14 protein-coding genes and 1 pseudogene are annotated in these 15,768 nt (G+C 57.2%); 10 read left to right on the plus strand and 5 right to left on the minus strand.

The features are described 5' to 3' along the window. Window positions 1-19: 19 nt before the first annotated feature. Genes ABJ076_RS18855 through ABJ076_RS18895 form a run of 9 tightly spaced genes read left to right on the plus strand, consistent with a single transcriptional unit; the run spans window position 20 to window position 7,040 of the window. Window positions 20-940, plus strand: a complete 921-nt coding sequence (locus tag ABJ076_RS18855; protein ID WP_348192344.1) for a branched-chain amino acid ABC transporter permease — start codon at window positions 20-22, stop codon at window positions 938-940. 54 nt (window positions 941-994) lie between these two features. Further along, window positions 995-1,981: a branched-chain amino acid ABC transporter permease gene (locus ABJ076_RS18860; RefSeq protein ID WP_348192341.1), complete on the plus strand. Its 987-nt coding sequence runs from the start codon at window positions 995-997 to the stop codon at window positions 1,979-1,981. A gap of 3 nt (window positions 1,982-1,984) precedes the next feature. Next, window positions 1,985-2,728 carry an ABC transporter ATP-binding protein gene (locus ABJ076_RS18865; RefSeq protein WP_348192338.1) on the plus strand — a complete coding sequence of 248 codons (744 nt, stop codon included), beginning with the start codon at window positions 1,985-1,987 and terminating at the stop codon, window positions 2,726-2,728. A gap of 9 nt (window positions 2,729-2,737) precedes the next feature. After that, a complete protein-coding gene (locus tag ABJ076_RS18870) occupies window positions 2,738-3,433 on the plus strand; it encodes an ABC transporter ATP-binding protein (RefSeq protein ID WP_348192335.1) in 696 nt (231 codons plus the stop codon). Window positions 3,434-3,436: 3 nt separating this feature from the next. Continuing rightward, window positions 3,437-4,051 carry an ATP-binding cassette domain-containing protein gene (locus tag ABJ076_RS18875; protein WP_348192332.1) on the plus strand — a complete coding sequence of 205 codons (615 nt, stop codon included), beginning with the start codon at window positions 3,437-3,439 and terminating at the stop codon, window positions 4,049-4,051. A gap of 10 nt (window positions 4,052-4,061) precedes the next feature. After that, entirely contained in the window at window positions 4,062-4,364 is a 303-nt protein-coding gene (locus ABJ076_RS18880; protein WP_348192329.1) for a cupin domain-containing protein, read from the plus strand. 17 nt (window positions 4,365-4,381) lie between these two features. Further along, window positions 4,382-5,209, plus strand: a complete 828-nt coding sequence (locus tag ABJ076_RS18885) for an SDR family oxidoreductase (protein WP_348192326.1) — start codon at window positions 4,382-4,384, stop codon at window positions 5,207-5,209. Continuing rightward, a complete protein-coding gene (locus ABJ076_RS18890) occupies window positions 5,206-5,991 on the plus strand; it encodes an SDR family oxidoreductase (protein ID WP_348192323.1) in 786 nt (261 codons plus the stop codon). The genes ABJ076_RS18885 and ABJ076_RS18890 overlap by 4 nt, the downstream gene beginning before the upstream one ends. A gap of 38 nt (window positions 5,992-6,029) precedes the next feature. Continuing rightward, window positions 6,030-7,040, plus strand: a complete 1,011-nt coding sequence (locus ABJ076_RS18895; protein WP_348192320.1) for a hypothetical protein — start codon at window positions 6,030-6,032, stop codon at window positions 7,038-7,040. A 440-nt stretch (window positions 7,041-7,480) separates the two neighbouring features. Here the strand turns inward: ABJ076_RS18895 and ABJ076_RS18900 are convergent. The 3 genes and pseudogenes from ABJ076_RS18900 to ABJ076_RS18910 all read right to left on the minus strand — a co-directional run. Further along, window positions 7,481-7,949: pseudogene (locus ABJ076_RS18900) on the minus strand (IS3 family transposase); the annotation flags it as partial. 225 nt (window positions 7,950-8,174) lie between these two features. Further along, window positions 8,175-9,341, minus strand: a complete 1,167-nt coding sequence (locus ABJ076_RS18905) for a tyrosine-type recombinase/integrase (RefSeq protein WP_348192318.1) — start codon at window positions 9,339-9,341, stop codon at window positions 8,175-8,177. Between the two features lie 352 nt (window positions 9,342-9,693). Continuing rightward, entirely contained in the window at window positions 9,694-10,041 is a 348-nt protein-coding gene (locus tag ABJ076_RS18910) for a hypothetical protein (RefSeq protein ID WP_348198789.1), read from the minus strand. A 101-nt stretch (window positions 10,042-10,142) separates the two neighbouring features. Here ABJ076_RS18910 and ABJ076_RS18915 point away from each other — a divergent pair, with 101 nt between their 5' ends. After that, a complete protein-coding gene (locus ABJ076_RS18915; protein WP_348192312.1) occupies window positions 10,143-10,433 on the plus strand; it encodes a hypothetical protein in 291 nt (96 codons plus the stop codon). 930 nt (window positions 10,434-11,363) lie between these two features. On the opposite strand, the gene ABJ076_RS18920 is transcribed toward ABJ076_RS18915, so the two are convergent. Together ABJ076_RS18920 and ABJ076_RS18925 are read right to left on the minus strand one after the other, a co-directional pair. Further along, window positions 11,364-11,588: a hypothetical protein gene (locus tag ABJ076_RS18920; protein WP_348199483.1), complete on the minus strand. Its 225-nt coding sequence runs from the start codon at window positions 11,586-11,588 to the stop codon at window positions 11,364-11,366. Between the two features lie 149 nt (window positions 11,589-11,737). Beyond that, the coding region (locus ABJ076_RS18925; protein ID WP_348513296.1) for a calcium-binding protein at window positions 11,738-15,768 on the minus strand (4,031 nt) is incomplete at its 5' end.

Consider the following 15,768-nt stretch of genomic DNA (forward strand, 5'->3'; position numbering starts at 1 on the left):
GCCGGTACCCGGAAGCTGCATGTACGATCTCATACCTCATCTCATCAACGGCCTCGCGCTCGGGCTCCTGTTTGCGCTGCTCGGTCTCGGATTCATGCTGATTATCGGCGTGATGGAGGTCATCAACCTTGCGCACGGCTCGCTCTTCGCACTCGGGGCTTATATGGCACTGGCCCTGATGGCGCCGGACGGCGGCGTGCCTTTCGCTTTCATGGATCCCTATTACGCTCTCCCGGATGTCGCGCGATACGTCATCGCCCTCGTCGTGGGGCCAGCGATCGTCGGCGTGATCGGCATGGGACTGGAGCTTTGTCTCCGCCGGACCTATGGCACGGACCCCCTCTATGGCTTGCTGCTCACCTTCGGCGCCGCGCTCGTGCTGGAGGAAGTGATCCGTGAGATCTGGGGATCCAGCGAATATTATCTGCCGATCCCGAAGGGGATTTCGGGCGGCTTCATCTTCGGCGACCTGATCTATTCCAACTACCGGATCTACGCGGCGCTCTTCGCCGCCGCCATGATCGGCGTGCTCTGGCTGTTCCTGAATCGCACGCCCTACGGCGCGGTGATCAAGGCCGGCGCGCATGACAGCGAGATGGTCCGGGCGCTTGGCTACAACCTGAAACGCCTCCGGCTTTTCGTCTTTGCCTTCGGTGCCGCACTCGCGGCAATCGCCGGGATCATCATGGCACCGATCTGGGGCATCCGACCTGTCGTTGGTGTCGATGCCGTGATCCCGGCATTCGTTGTCATCGTGCTCGGCGGTGTCGGCAGTTTCTGGGGCGCTGTCTCGGCGGGAACCCTCGTGGGCCTGGTCGTGGGCTTTACGGCCGCCTTCCTGACCGACTGGTCGATGCTGTCCATGTATCTGCTGCTGCTTGCTGTTGTGACGTTCCGCGCGCGCGGGATCGCCGGCAAGGCAAGTGTTCTGGAGGCGTAAGGGGAGAGTATGGAGTACGACCGCAAACAGACAACCGCCTGGATAACTCCTCAAATGCTGGTGGCCTTTATCCTCTTCGGAACCATGCCGTTCTGGATCGAAGCTGTCGGGCTTTACCAGTATCTCGGGGTCGAGGTGATGATCTGGATGATCTTCGCTCTCGGTTTCAACCTGTTGCTTGGCTATACAGGCCTGCCATCCTTCGGACATGGTGCCTTTCTTGGCATCGGCGCCTATACGTTCGGACTGGCACAGTTCAATGTCTGGCCAAATCTCTGGTTTTGCCTGCTGGCCGCCATTGTGGTGACCGGCCTGATCGGCGGAGTGGCGGCACTGTTCCTGTCGCATCGGCGGGGCATCTATTTCGCCCTGATGACAATCGCCGTCAGCCAGATTTTCTTCTTCATCGCCAGCAAATGGACGGATGTAACAGGCGGTGAGGACGGCATGCTGAATATCGCCCGCCTGCCGGTGGAACTCGGGGTCGCGTCCTTCTCCATAAAGAGCAATATCGGGCTCTTTTATTTGTCCTTCGCGCTCTTTGTTGCTGCCGTCATTCTCCTCTGGCGTCTGACGAATTCGCCTTATGGCCGGATTTTACGCGCCATCAAGCAGAACGAAATGCGCGTCCGCTTTGTCGGGTATGACGTGAAGTTCTTCAAGTGGAGCGTCTTCACCCTGTCCTGTGCGATCGCAGGGCTCGCGGGCGGGCTTTTCGCGATGGCGCAGGAAGGTGCGTATATCAACATCATGAGCCTGCAATGGTCCGGCATCATCGTGCTCATGACCCTGATTGGCGGCGGTTTCGTCAGCTTCTGGGGACCTGTCCTTGGCGTCGCGCTCTACTTCGTCGCCAGGGATGTACTTGGCGCCTATACGGAGAGCTGGTTGCTCTGGTTCGGCCTGATGTTCGTCCTGCTGGTCATGTTCAAGCCGGAAGGCATTGCGGGGATCTGGCGGGATCTGGTCATACGGCGCAAGGACCGGAAGACGGACAGCAACCAGGTCGGCGCTCTCGCTCAATCGGAAGCGGGGAGATAAGCAATGGCACTTTTTGAAGCCAGGAATCTGCACAAGCGGTTTGGCGACCAGGTTGTCCTGGAAGAGATCAACCTGAGTTTCGAGGCAGGCACGCTTGCCGGCATCATGGGGCCTAACGGGGCAGGAAAGACGACCTGTTTCAATGTCCTGACTGGCCGCTACAAGCCGGATCGGGGCAACGTGACATTCGACGGACGGGACATAACGGGACAATCGCCGGAGAAGATCGTCCAGGGCGGGATTGCCCGATCTTTCCAGATCATGAATCTGTTCGATGAATACAGCGCCATCGACAATATCAAGGTCGCGCTCCCGGACACCCGGCGGCGGCGTTTCGACATCCTGCATGCTTTCGACGGCGCAAGCGAAGCAGAGGCCCGCGCCGAGGCTGTGCTTGCCAGCGTAGGGCTTGCCGGCAAAGAGCATTTCCCCGCCGCGTCCTTGTCCTATGGCGAGCGGCGAGCGCTGGAAATCGGTGTGGCGTTGGCCGCCGATCCGGCAATTCTTTTCCTGGACGAGCCGACATCCGGTCTCGGGACCGAGGCGACAGGGCGGCTGGCCGATCTCGTCCGCAGTCTCAGGGACCGATATACGATCGTCGTTATCGAACACGACATGCGTTTCCTTTTCGGCCTGGCCGACCGGATCTCGGTTATCCACTGGGGGCAGGTTATTGCCGAAGGCACACCGGAGGAACTGCAAGCCAACAAATGGGTCCAGCGCTCGGCGCTCGGCTCCCTGAACTAGGAGGGGCCGATGCTGGCGATCAACGATATCGAGACCTTCTACGGCGAGACACAGGCTCTGTTCGGTGCTTCCATCGAAGTTGGAGAAGGCGAGATCGTTGCCTTGCTCGGACCGAACGGCGCAGGCAAGACGACGACGATCCGCTCCATCCTCGGGCTCACGCCTGTCCGGCAAGGAGACATAACCTTCGATGGCGAGGACATCACACGGCTTCAGACCCATCAGATCGCCCAGCGCGGTATCAGTTGGGTGCCGGACGACCGGCGTGTCTTTCCAACCCTGACGGTCGCTCGAAATCTGTCGATAGCGCGCAAGCGGACGCGCTTCCGGTCCTGGTCCCTGGACGAGTGTTACGGAATCTTTTCAGCCCTTGAGCACCTGATGGGCCGGGAATGCGAAAATCTATCCGGCGGTGAAATGCAGATGGTCGCAATCTCGCGGGCGCTGATTGGCGCACCGGGTCTGGTTCTGTTTGACGAGCCGTCCCAGGGGTTGGCGCCGAAGATCGTGCAAGATGTGATGAAGACAATTGGCCACCTCAAGTCCGAGGGAATATCGGTCCTCGTTGTCGAGCAGAACGCGCTGAGCATTCTCGACGTTGCTGATCGGGTCTACGTGATGGATCACGGCCGTATCATCCATCAGGGACCGGCGGTCGAGCTTCGCGACGACACAGGCCTGCGTGCAAAACTTCTGGGGATCTGAGGCATGAGCGCACCACTTCTGAAAGTTGACGGGCTGAGAAAGATCTACCGGAAAGGCCTGTTCGACCGGACCGAGACTTTCCGGCTTGAGGCCGATTTCGAGATTGACGAGCCAAAGGTCGTTGGATTGATGGGGCCGAACGGGTCCGGCAAAACAACTTTGTTCGAGCTGATCACCGGTTCAAACCAGCCGAGCGCGGGACAGGTAAGATGCCTCGGACGGAACATCCACGATGTGCGCTATGACGAGCGTGACCGGCTCGCCATCCATTATCACCAGTCCTATCAGGTCAGGCATTTCCGGCGGCTCAAGCCAAGTTTCCTGATGCAGCCGGCTGGCGTGGACTACCCGGTTGTCCACCTCTTTGACGAGCCGCAATTCAACACGCAGGACGGCTATATCGGTTTCATGCTCGAATTCTTTCGCAAGCTCAGGGGGGAGGAGAGGCTTGTTTTTCTCTGCGTGCATCCAAACGAACGCTTCCACCTCGAGATACTGCAGGAGATCTGTGAGGAATTTATCTTTGTGCAGGATGGCCGGCTGACCCACGCGAAAAATTTCGCGGACCTTGTTAAGGTTGAGAAAGCAAAATCCTATCTCGGTCAATTGTTGCACTAGGGAGTAACCGATGGAACTCTTTCAGAAAGCCTATTACCCCGAACCGGTCGATGAGGCGGGGGTCCGGAAACACTGGGACGGAGAAGGCTACTCCTTTCATCTCATGACTGATCCCATGGGACAGGAATGGAACGATTTCGTCCATGCGGTGGATGAATATGTCACCGTCGCCGAGGGGCAGCTCAGGATCAGCGTGGGCGAGGAGACCTTTGTCGCGAATCCCGGCGATCTCGTCTTCATTCCGCGAGATGTTCCACATTCCCTGAAGACGCTCTCCGCCGCTGGCTCCCGCTGGCTCTTTGGTTATAACTGAGTGCGGGGCAGCCGGAAATGAGTGAGTCCGTTGACGCTGTGAGTTTGACACCGGAGGTGGACATTGCGCGCCTCGGGAACCTGTTCGACCTGACTGGAAAGACCGCTTTCGTGCCAGGTGGATATGGCGCGATCGGCGCGGCGATCTGCTGGGGGTTGGCGTTGCATGGAGCGCGGGTTGCGGTCGCGGGGCCAAACGAGGATCGCAGCTATGCCCTTGCGAAGGCAATCCGCACCGCTGGACACGAAGCGGTTTCCTACTGTCTGGACGCGCGGCAGGTTCCGGAAATCCGTGAAACGGTTGATCATGTGGTGGAGGCGTTCGGCGGCATCGACATTCTGGTGAATTGCGTCGGTATCCAGAGAGAAGAAAATCTCCTCGAGGTGACTGAAGAGACCTTCGATGAGATGTACGAAACAAACCTGAAATCGGCGATGTTTCTCGGCCAGGCGGTGGCCAAGCATCAGATCGCGCGCGGGGCCGGCGGGCGCCACCTGCATCTGCTGTCCGTCCGCTCGCAACTTGCCCTCAGGGGACGGGGCTACTCGGCCTATTGCAGCACCAAGGGCGGGCTGCTCATGCTACTGAAACAGCATGCGATGGAACTGGCACCGCACGGGATTACCGTGAACGGCGTAGCGCCGACCTTCATCCAGTCGGACCGGATACGGCCTCATCTTGATCGGCCGGAGTTCCGTGATTTTATCCTGGAGCGCAATCCGCTCGGCCGCATAGGCGACCCGGTGGAAGTCGCCGGGCCGATCATCTCGCTGGTGTCGGATGCCGGAAGTTACATGACCGGACAGATTGTCTATGTTGATGGAGGGGTGACGGCAAGCCAATGAGCAAACTGGGAAAACGCGTTGCTGTGGTCACGGGCGCCAGCAAGGGGATTGGCTTTGCCGTAGCCCGTGAACTTGCAGGCCAGGGAGCCGACACATTCCTGGTCGCCCGCGATGGTGATCGTCTGGCAAAAGCGGCGGCTCGCATCGAAGAGGAAACTGGGCGGCGTAGCGCCTATGCCGCCGTCGATCTCGCAACCGAAGCGGGATGCGCCGAAGCCGCGGCATCCGCGACCAAGCATTTCGGATGGGTCGATATCCTGGTGAATAATGCGGGGGCAACCCGGGGCGGGAGGTTCGTCTCTCAGCCGGATACAGACTGGATCGACGGTTTTGCTCTCAAGTTCCATGGTGCGGTGCGTCTGACACGCCTGCTCTGGCCGGAACTGGCAAAGCGTTCCGGCAGCGTGGTGAATATCGGCGGCGGTGCCGCCCGTACGCCTCCGTCCGGATTTCTTGTCGGAGGCGCTGTGAATGCGGCGCTGGCGAACTTCACAAAGGGTCTTGCGGCTCTGGGGATCGAGGAGGACGTCAATGTGAATATCGTCCACCCCGGCATGACCGTGACAGAGCGGATGGAAGAGCTTCTCAAGGCGCAGGCTGAGGACAGCGGCGGCGATCTCGATGCCGTCCGTTCCGCCGCCATTGCACGGGAGGGCATCAGGCGGCTCGGAGAGCCTGAGGATGTGGCAGCCCTGGTTGCCTTTCTCTGCACACCGGCCGCCCGCCACATCCAGGGGACGGCGATTGCCGTTGACGGCGGCGCGACGCGCGGCCTCTTCTAGAAAAAAACAAGAACAGGCTCTTACAGGGGGAATCAGATATGTCGTGGCCAATTCAGCATTTTCATTACGTTCCAGGCTCTTCCAGCATTATCGAAATGATGCCTGGCGCACTGAAGGCGATGACCCAGTGCGCCGGCGTGAAGCCGGGTGAGAATGTCGTCATTGCCTGCGATACAAACAAGCTGCGCCTTGCCGAGGTGTTGGCGGCGGCGGCATACGCGGTCGGCGGCGTGCCGACAATCACCATGTTCACGCCGACCGGCGCACACGGCGCCCAGGTGCCTGATCCCGTGGTTGGCGCCTGCGCCCGGGCGGATGTCTTTTTCCTGCCGACCAGCTGGTCGATGACCCATACGGACGCGCGTATTGCCGCGTCGGAGAGCGGCGCCCGGGGCGCCACCATGTGCGAGGTGACGGAGGACTGTCTGGCCGCAGGCGGCATTCTTGCCGATTTCGAGGCGGCGGACAGGCTGGCTCGGAAGATCGGCGCGGTACTCGAGAAGACCGATACGATCCGCATGACCTCACCCTCGGGCACGGACCTGACCGGCAAGGTGACAAAGCGACCGATCCAGTACGAGACCGGACTGTTCCGCAATCCGGGCGAGTTTGGCGCTCTGCCGAACAGCGAGCTCAACATCTCGCCGATCGAAGGCTCGACCGAGGGGGTGATTGTTGGCAATGTCCGACTCATGGGATTCGGAATCTTGCGCGAGGAGCCGATCACCATCGAAGTGAAAAACGGCGAGGTGAGTAAGGCGTGGGGCGGTGCAGCGGCTGACTATCTCAACACGACGCTCGCGTCATTCAATGACCGCTCGGCCTATAACCTCGCCGAGTTCGCTGTCGGCCTCAACCCAAAGGCGCGATCCTATGCAACCAATCTCGAGGATCTCGGCCGGCTCGGCTTCGGCCATCACGGCATCGGCAGTAACTATGCCATTGGCGGCAACGTGAAAGCCCCGTGTCATATCGATGTGATCTACACCGATGCGACATTGGAACTCGATGGCAAGACGGTACTGGAACGGGGTGAGCTGCGGGTCTGAGACATCGATCGAATGCGGTTGCACCGTGTCAGAGAGAATGATGCACCATGCCCTTAGGTATGGGGTTATTCAATATAGCAGGTGTTCTGCACCCAAGCAGAAACCGCATGGTTCTGGGTATGATCTGACAAGCACCTCGAAGTTGATGCAAGTTCTGAAAAGACGCTAACAGCCCAAGAGGGCGGCGTCTTACTTGATTGGGTAAAAGTACTAGTCGCGCAGATAACATCCGACTACGCAGCAGCCCGAGATGATGAGTATCGCTTACACTACAACCTCATCTTCTAAGCACAACAAATCCAGAAAACTATGATCAGGCCTCACTGTATCTGAACGGTTGAAGCAGAGTATTGAGCAGCCTCGCCTGATCGGTCAATTTTGAATGTTAGTGCATTGTTGGCTCTCCGACCAAGCGGGTCAAACGGTGTAGTGGAGCGGAGCCGGCTGAACTCATCCATGATGTTCAATGTACGGAAGGCCTTACCATCGTCGGTGCGACAGTCAACAAAGTCGTAGCTCCAGACGTGATTTCGGCGCTCGGGCCTTAGGCGGGTGCATGAGCCATCGTTCAGCCAGAGCCCTCCCCCTTTTTTTGTTGTTTGGACGGTACTCTTTCAGCCCCTCGCGTTTCCATAACCATTCAACACGACCATCGCTGAACGGCCAGCATACTTGTCTCAGCAGCGCCGCAACACGGCGGCATCCATAGCTGCGGTATTGTCTCGCCAGCTTGATCATGTCCGCCACAAGCCGAACTTCATCTTCTCGGCCACTTGGCTGATGTCTTTGCGTAGATCTGTGCTGCCCCAAAACCCAGCATATCCGACGCGCCGATATCTTCATCTCGCTGCGGATAGGCTTAATGCAAAAATGCCCACGGGCGAGGATCAATAGTTTCTCCTGGCTGCTTCCCTCAAAATGAACGGGTTAAGCCGGTTTCTCCATTTACGTCCTTGCCAGAAGGCTGTTGATCGGCCCCATCAAGACCGCCCAACGACATCACGGATTACAGTCGGAAATAACCGCATCTCATCGCACCAAACGCGGGTGCGGCTGAGCACGCAACTTCCTACATCATTGATTTACTTGAGGATGATGGTGCTGCCGGAGTGATTTGAACACTCGACCTCTCCCTTACCAAGGGCGAAGGCCACGTGCTTTAACGCTCTGATATTGCGCCATATTTACGACTCCCCCCAGCACACTCCACGGATTTTTCACTATCTCCGCATCCTGCCAGAGCTGTGGTTTTGGCAATTTATCTATCGCCTGGATAAGGGATTCTTGCGGCAGTTCTGTATAAACCCGACTCATTTCTGTCACCGCATGCCCCAGGATTTGAGCCTTGATATGCGTGTGGACACCGGCGGCAACTAGATAAGTCGAAACGCTATGACGCGCAGTGTAAGGAGAAATGTCTGTGATTCCCGTGGTGCGTCGAGCAGCGCGGATTGCAGCGGCCATTTGTCCACCGGCATCCTCGAACTCTGGATAAGGCTCTATTCGACCCTGGGCGTGGTTGAACCGGTTGATGATCACCCCCTGGAAGGTGTCGGTTAGGGCACGCAGGATTGGAGCGATCATATCCGCAATTGGTACGCCACGAGGCTCGCCGGTCTTCGATGCCGGCAGCACAATCCATCTGTCATCATGCCGGACTTGATTATCTTCGAGCGTCATCAATTCGATCGGACGCATCCCTGTATAAAACAGGATCGTCATATTGATCGCATCGAAGGGCCACATCGCTCTAACGAACTCCGCCGCACGCTCATATGGGACCGGGAACGACCCGGTACGTCGATTTACGGATCGGAGCCGTGTCCCTTTGGATCTACGAGGCCTTCTCCACTCTCTCCGCTCGCACCAGCCGTTGACAACACAATGATTCCAGACAGCAATGAATGGCGTATACGCCTGCCGATTACGGGTGTCGGGTGATGCATCAGGAAAAAGCTCGCGCGAAGCCTCGTCGAGGGCTTTCTGATCAATATCCGACATGAGCGTGTCACCGAAGCGGCCAATGAGGCCGCTCCATTTTGCTGTGTTCTTGTCGAGGTTTCCCAGGAATCGCGGACTTCCTCCTTCCTCAAGGTAGGAAGCCGCTCCTTGGGCGAAGGTTACGGTGTTTCGTTTGCCGTAGACTGATTCCGCAAGGAGCTGGTTCTCCCGCTGGATCCTGATTTCATCCGCCGTTTTCTTTCTGTCAGTCCCTGTAGTTTCGTAGACAGAGACGCCTCTGACGCTCCCTCGGAGGTAGTAGTTTCTGGAGTTCTTGATTTTGATGACCTTGAGCGCCATCGCATTGCCTCCTCGAGGGCTTTGAGATCTTCGGGAAAGAACAGTTTGTTCCTTACCGACGCCGGATTCGGGCAGCAGTAGAATGGAAACTCCGTAATCAGAGATCTAAAAGCGTCTCTCCCCAACCCGAAGTACCTTCGCGCCTCTTCAGTTTTTATGGGCTTCATCGAATGGCCCCTGGACCAATGAAAATCATCGAGTGTTTCGGTCACGCAACTGCCTCTCGCGAGACGAGCACCGGAATCAGGTGCACCAATTTACTTTTTACAAATTACTTAACTATTAAGTAATTTCACAAGCCTATTTTAACTACCGCTAGCGAAACAGCTCTAACCGCGTCTGCCAATATAGTTCAATTTCTCACAAGGAAGGTAACTGCCGTGGCGATTTCGCGACCGATATGTGTTCCATGAGCTTTACTGATCTCTTGCAATTTATCACGAAGCTCCGGGAGCAGGTAAACCGTCAGCGCCCTGTAATTAACGTGAAATGGAGTAGGTACAATAGTGACTGATTGCCCGCTTTCTACGGCGTCGATATATGCCTGCGTCGAGGCATCGTAATACTCATACATTTTGCTAAAATTTTTACGTGCATATTCCTTCAACGCGTCAGCATCTGCTTCCGCCAGTCGGATCAAGTTGCTGATACGTCCTTGTGAATTGCGAGAACGAGCACCCATGGAAATCCCGAGTTTCAATATTAGCTAACTTCTGCGTATCGCAGACTGAGCACCAACTCACAAGGGCAATTCCTCGAAGCGGTAGCCTCTCCTTCATATACGGCCGACCGAGTTTAGGTTTGTTGAGCTGGAGAGAGCTTGTGCGCTTTATCGAGCACGGGCACGCGCCGTTTAAGAACGATCCGACGAAACCGAAAAGCTACTACGTCACCGTCGAGAAGCCGGGCGGCCAACCTCACACCATTTGGGGCGTGGATCTTGAACGCGCCATAGGCGAGGCAAACCCCGCGCCTGGCGCGTTGGTGCGGATAGAGCGAACAGGTGCAACGAAGGTGCCCGGGCGCAACGGTGAGACGGTCGAGAAAAATACTTGGTCGGTGCTGACCGGAGAAAGGGCCGAAGTTACATAGTGCGCGATCCCTGCACTCGGAAAGGGACCTGGACCGGTAACTGGACCGGGTGCCGGCACTGTCGAAAGAACAGCCTCCCCTTTCCCTTCTGTTATTCCTGCTTAATCGAGCCGATGACCTGGTGGCGTTAGCCCTTGCGGCTAACGTCCGGGCATTCCACACGCCGAATCCAATTGGGATCGCCGCAGCCGAATATACCCGTATAAGTAGTTATCTCACGACTCGGTATCAGCTTGGCCGAGACGGTCAAGGTGTGTGAATCCCGCAGTAAGAATGGCTTTCCCGTTGAGCATGGCTCGCCATGCGAATAAGGGCAGGTGCCGCCCTGGGCGGCATCAGGAGGTGCCACTCGATTATTCGAGTAGGCCCACCTCCTCTATCCTGCCAACGAGACAAAGGAGAAAAGGATTTTAGCCGGGAAGTTGGAGAATTTCGGAGAATCTTGGAGAGATTTAGAGAAAGAACACAACAGAAGGCCGAAAGTCGGAGAATCTTAGAGAAAGTCAGAGAATTTCGGAGAATCGGAGCGAATGACGGAGAATCATAGAAAGAGGCCTTACGGATGCTGCCGGCAAAGGGTGGCGAAGGCGTCAGTAGGACAGATCTGCGACCATGGCCACTACGATTGAGGTTGTGCTTATGGGCAAGGTTTGAGCAAACCTGGACAACACAGCAACCCTGTTTCATTGAAAGCCAAAATCGGTCGCGAAGCGGCCGATTTTTCTCATTAAACTCGCGCCGCGACCGCGTGAGCGGGCGCACAACAATAAGACGGCCGGGCCAACGGCCCGGCCGACAAAAGCGCGAAACTTTTCACGAATATAGGTAGGCGGCGAATAGGCCCAGAAACAACAAAAGCGGCCCCCAAAAGGGAGCCGCCGTCTGTCGGTTATGGCGCCGGATCAGCGCGCCCGGGTTGGGTAGGAGTCACTATTCAGCGGCTTCCAGAAATTGCACTTCGCCCTCGTCGCTCGTTTCATCATCCGCGTCCGGATCGATGGCTGGAAAAGCCATGATTGGGTCCATCCATTTCGTTGCCATGTCGGCCCGTTCGGCTGGTGTGTCTGAAGGCACAACCCGGAACCATCCAGTCAGCAGTTTCACCAGATCGTCCTTCTTGGACTTGGCGACGGATTTTCGCTGAGAGCCCCCCACTCTCGATGCGATTTCCTTCAACATTAGATGCCTATTTCTCAATTCAGGGCTTTCAGATCTTACAGCCATTGGATACTGAGACTAGGCAGCGTAGACACCGTATCAATCTGATCGAGACTGCTCTGTGTCTTGGTAAACCGCGCTCAGCTTCAAGCTGCAACCCCCAAGTCCACATCAACCGCTTCGTCATCGTCGATCGGGGGAACGCCTGGTACTTCGCTTTCCGAATTGTCCGGATCAATTGCTGCAGCGTCAAAATTGGTGATGGCCTCAGCCATCTGTCCAGCCATTTCCGATGCGACGACTTCGTCAGACATTTCATCGATGAGTGCCTCGACCCTGCTCTGCTCCGCATCCGGCGTGGAGATTACAGCATCTGAAACCAGGCCGCCGTCCTGTTCAGACGTTTCCGCCCTGGCCTCTTCCTGAGAGTCCGACTCACCCATCTGCTCTATCGTCGTATTCTCCGATGTATCCACGACAGCCGGCGCAGGCACATCAAGGCCGTCACCGACGGATCCTCCTATCTGGGAGGCCTCGGTCTCACTTCCTTCTTCGAAAGCGAAACGAATATCGGCGGCGGCCCCAACTTCCCCGTCAGAGGTGCTGTAAGACCCTACCGTTTCTATAGTATTCCCGTCGACGTGCTCGCCAACAGCCTCCGTCTCCAAAGAGATTGAATCAATCCCCGCTTCTTCGAGAGAGCGAAGTTCGCCCTCTTCGCTCTTCCCGTTTTCGTTAACGTCCTGCCAAAGCAGAAGATCTGCGAATTCCGTGTCGCCACTGTCGATCACGGCATCGCCATTCTCGTCCAGGGTGGCAAGAGCCGTGAAGCCGGTCACCGCCTCGTCCGGCGCATAGGCTTCGGAGAACAGCTCGGAGAGATCGTTGATCACACCATCGCCGTTCCGGTCCATCGCCAACAAAGCATCATCTCCGGAAACCCAGCCAGTCCGCTCGGTGATGCCGTCAACATCCATATCGAAATAGGCAGTGCTTTCAGACAAACTAACTAGCTCAATACCGTCCCCATCAAGGTCGAGCACCAAGGGATCTACCGCATTGATCGAGGTTTCGAGATCTGTGTATGTGAAGGTCTGATCGGTGAAGGCGATGCTCTCGACATCGTTCCAGATCTCGACACTGTCACCATTACCGAAGCCCAGCGTCAGGGACGATGCTCCCGCCGTCTTCGTCACTGCCAATGCGTAAGCCTGGCCCACATGCGCGACATCCGTGCCCGCGTCTCCTATTATAAGATCGGTTCCCACCCCGGCATACAAAACGTCATCACCAGCGCCACCAGACAGCGTGTCATTACCGGTGCCGCCATCAAGCGTGTCGTTTCCAGACCCGCCATACAGCGTGTCCACACCGACGCCGCCATAGATGATATCGTTTCCTTCCTCGCCTTGAAGTAAATCTGCCCCGTCGTCTCCATAAACAAGGTCATCGCCAGCCAATCCACGAACGGTATCAGCGTCAAGACCGCCATAGAAGATATCGCTCAGAAGTGTTCCTTGAAGACTGTCATCACCAGCATCTCCGTACATAACATCCGCAGCGAACAAGGTGTCGTTTCCAGCCCCACCGTATGCGACGACTTCCACACTATCGCCAAGGATAGACCCGAGACTCATCCAGTCGTCTCCGTCACCACCCAGGACTGTGTCTTCTCCACCATCATCAAAGTCCCGATGAAACGTATCGTTGCCAGCACCACCGACCAGTAGATTGTCACCGGCCTCGCCATAGAGAGTGTCATTGCCGTCCCCCGCCTCAAGTATGTCATCGCCGACACCACTGTAGAGCACGTCATCTCCATCCCCGGCGAGGAGCGTGTCGTTACCGTCTCCGCCGGATAGACTGTCATTGTCGCCTTCACCGACCAGAAGATCGTCGCCGACATCACCCCAAAGAGTGTCCGCGCCGTCGCCAGCATATAGAGTATCTTCACCATACCAGCCGCGCAGGAAATCATTTCCGTCGCCCGCATACACAGCGTCTGCATCGGTTCCACCAAAGAGCTGGTCGTTCCCGAAGCCTCCATAAAGGGAGTTATCGCCTTCCGTCCCAAACAGGAAATCGTCCCCATCACCGCCGTAGACGATATCGCTGCCGCCGAACGCTGTGACAGTGTCATTTCCAGTACCTGCGAAAATGATCTCCCCGTCCGCGCTTCCAGCAATGACATCCACGCCGTCGGTTCCGGTGATCTCGTTGCGCAGGATCTCGATATTCTCGACATCCACGAACCGCGTCGGATCGCTGTCATCCGTCGTATAGACCGTGTCATCACCGGCACCGCCATAGATCACGTCAGAGCCGTCGTCGTAGAACACGTCGTCACCGAGACCGCCATAAAGCGTGTCTGCTCCGCCCTCACCATAGAGAACATCATCACCGTCGCCACCCGACAGGAGATCGTCACCGACACCACCCGACAGCGTGTCCGCCCCCCCGTCGCCATAAAGCGTATCCGACCCAGTTTCGCCGAGAACGACATCATCACCGTCGCCGCCCACCAGAAGATCGTTACCGTCATCGCCAGAGAGAAGGTCCGAGTTGTCGCCACCATCCAGTGTATCGTTACCCGCACCGCCGGTGATCGTATCAATTCCATCTCCGCCGGAGATCAGATCATCACCTTCTTCCCCCAACAGGATGTCGTTGCCAAGGCCGCCAACAAGACTGTCATTACCCGAACCACCATACAGATAATCACTCCCCGCATCGCCATAGAGACTGTCCGCACCGTCTTCGCCAAACAGACGGTCAACACCATCCCCGCCGCTCAGCTCGTCAGAACCAGCCCCACCGTAAATCGTGTCATTGCCGCCCAAACCAGAGATCGTGTCGTCAAGGGAGCTGCCATAGAGAGTATCCGAGCTCGCGGTCCCGATCAGAGGCTCGTTCTCGGCATTCAGGATCGCTATCCGCAGCGCCTCATAACCGTACGTTTGATCCGTGAAGACGATGCTCTCGACATCGTTCCGGATCTCGACACTGTCACCATTGCCGAAGTCCAGCGTCAGCCACGACGCGCCAACAGACTGGTCAACAACAGCCGCATAGGCATGGCTCACATACACAACGTCCGTGCCGGAACCACCAACAACCACGTCGCTCCCAGAACCCGCGGACAACACATCGTCGCCCGCACCACCATCGAGACTGTCGTCGCCAAGACCGCCATCAAGCGTATCGTTCTCGCCAAGACCGAAGAGAGTGTCGTTACCCTCATCACCAAGCAGAACATCATCACCGGCATCGCCCGTCAGAAGATCGGCATCACCGCCGCCATAAACCGTGTCGTTGCCAACACCCCCAAGCACCGTGTCAGCACCCGCACCAGCGCTGACAGCATCATCGCCAGAGCCAGCATTCACATACTCCGCCCCAGCGCCGCCATCGACTATGTCGTTGCCGGCACCGGCAAGCACGTAGTCGTCACCGGCACCGCCATCGATACTGTCACCGTCATTGCCGCCTGCAATATAATCGGCACCGGCACCGCCAAGGAGCGTGTCAGCACCGTCATTGCCGGACAGGCTGTCATTGCCGAGACCACCAGTAATGCTGTCATCACCACCAAAGCCGATGAGATGGTCGTTGCCAACGCCGCCATCCAGCGTGTCGTTACCGGCTCCGCCGTTCAGCGTGTCATTGCCATCACCGCCATCGAGGCTGTCATCTCCGTCGCCGCCAGACAGACTGTCAATACCGACGCCACCAACCAGAAGATCGTCGCCGTCACCGCCGCTCAACTTGTCGAAGTCAGCGCCTCCATCAAGTGTATCGTTACCGGTACCCCCGATGAGAAGGTCAACGCCATCACCCCCATCAAGGCTGTCGTCACCCTCATCTCCTGTCAGAGTGTCGTTGCCAAGGTCGCCAATGAGACTGTCATTACCCAGACCCCCACGAAGAACATCATTCTCCGTTCCGCCGTCCAGAGTGTCGTCACCCTCATCGCCGGCAAGCAGATCCCCGCCAGCACCGCCAACAAGACTGTCATTACCCGTACCGCCGTAAAGATAATCACTCCCCGCCTCGCCAGAGAGACTGTCCGCACCGTCTTCGCCAAACAGACGGTCAACACCATCCCCGCCGCTCAGCTCGTCAGAACCAGCCCCACCGTAAATCGTGTCATTGCCGCCCAAACCAGAGATCGTGTCGT

The organism is Nisaea sp. (assembly GCF_039990255.1).
Taxonomy (GTDB): domain Bacteria; phylum Pseudomonadota; class Alphaproteobacteria; order Thalassobaculales; family Thalassobaculaceae; genus Nisaea.

What these genes read in the sequence shown, in the direction of transcription:
- ABJ076_RS18860 (WP_348192341.1), top strand. Translation starts at nt 995, where the DNA reads ATGCTGGTGGCCTTTATCCTCTTCGGAACCATGCCGTTCTGGATCGAA.
- ABJ076_RS18905 (WP_348192318.1), bottom strand. Translation starts at nt 9,341, where the DNA reads ATGGCGCTCAAGGTCATCAAAATCAAGAACTCCAGAAACTACTACCTC.
- ABJ076_RS18885 (WP_348192326.1), top strand. Translation starts at nt 4,382, where the DNA reads ATGAGTGAGTCCGTTGACGCTGTGAGTTTGACACCGGAGGTGGACATT.
- ABJ076_RS18890 (WP_348192323.1), top strand. Translation starts at nt 5,206, where the DNA reads ATGAGCAAACTGGGAAAACGCGTTGCTGTGGTCACGGGCGCCAGCAAG.
- ABJ076_RS18880 (WP_348192329.1), top strand. Translation starts at nt 4,062, where the DNA reads ATGGAACTCTTTCAGAAAGCCTATTACCCCGAACCGGTCGATGAGGCG.
- ABJ076_RS18855 (WP_348192344.1), top strand. Translation starts at nt 20, where the DNA reads ATGTACGATCTCATACCTCATCTCATCAACGGCCTCGCGCTCGGGCTC.
- ABJ076_RS18875 (WP_348192332.1), top strand. Translation starts at nt 3,437, where the DNA reads ATGAGCGCACCACTTCTGAAAGTTGACGGGCTGAGAAAGATCTACCGG.
- ABJ076_RS18865 (WP_348192338.1), top strand. Translation starts at nt 1,985, where the DNA reads ATGGCACTTTTTGAAGCCAGGAATCTGCACAAGCGGTTTGGCGACCAG.
- ABJ076_RS18870 (WP_348192335.1), top strand. Translation starts at nt 2,738, where the DNA reads ATGCTGGCGATCAACGATATCGAGACCTTCTACGGCGAGACACAGGCT.
- ABJ076_RS18895 (WP_348192320.1), top strand. Translation starts at nt 6,030, where the DNA reads ATGTCGTGGCCAATTCAGCATTTTCATTACGTTCCAGGCTCTTCCAGC.